1 protein-coding gene is annotated in these 678 nt (G+C 62.7%); it reads right to left on the bottom strand.

The window, feature by feature from the left end; genetic code table 11:
• Window positions 1-655, bottom strand: a 655-nt coding sequence (locus ACZYOF_RS44170) for an integrase catalytic domain-containing protein (RefSeq protein ID WP_463719647.1), incomplete at its 3' end; no start/stop codon positions are given.
• Window positions 656-678 lie beyond the last annotated feature (23 nt).

The raw sequence follows: 678 nt of genomic DNA, 5'->3' as shown, positions 1-678 counted from the left end.
GGCTTGCTGCCGCGAGCCTGCCCAATCGGGCGTCGACACGCGTGCCGAGCTCCGCCTGGGCGTCTCTCATCTCGGCCAGCAGGGCCACGGGATCGAGCGTGCGATGAAGCTCTCGAAGACGCCGTTTGACTACCTTGCTCAACCTCGGATGCCCCAGTGCTCGTTCATAGGGCGTGGCTGGAACATGGTAGCGCTTGATCACCTTCGCGCCCTCGCGTCGCTTGTCCTTCAGCTTGAAGGACGGCTGGAAGAAGTTGGTGTGCAGCCGAGATGCAGCATACAAACGTTCAAGCACGCGCGTCGTCTCGACACCATCGAAGCGACCGTACCCCACGAGTCGCCGGACGACCGCGCCGTTCTTCTGCTCGACGAAGGCCTGATCATTCTTCTTGTAGGCGCGCGAGCGTGTCACCTCGATCTTTTGCGCGCGACACCAGGGCACGACGACGTCGTTCATGAATGCGCTGTCATTGTCAAAATCGGCGCCGCGAATGACCCAGGGAAAGAGGCTCTGCGCGCGCTCCATCGTCCGCACGACGAGGCCGCCCTCACGCGTCACCAACGGCATGCACTCGGTCCAACCAGTCGCGACGTCGACCATCGTCAACGTCTGAATGAACGAGCCAGCTACAGATGTGCCGCCATGCGCCACCATGTCGACCTCGCAGAACCCCGGCG

This window comes from Bradyrhizobium sp. LeoA1Lang, from assembly GCF_055413685.1.
The sequence above is the reverse complement of the archived record's forward strand: the minus strand, read 5'-3'. Positions and strand labels throughout refer to the sequence as shown.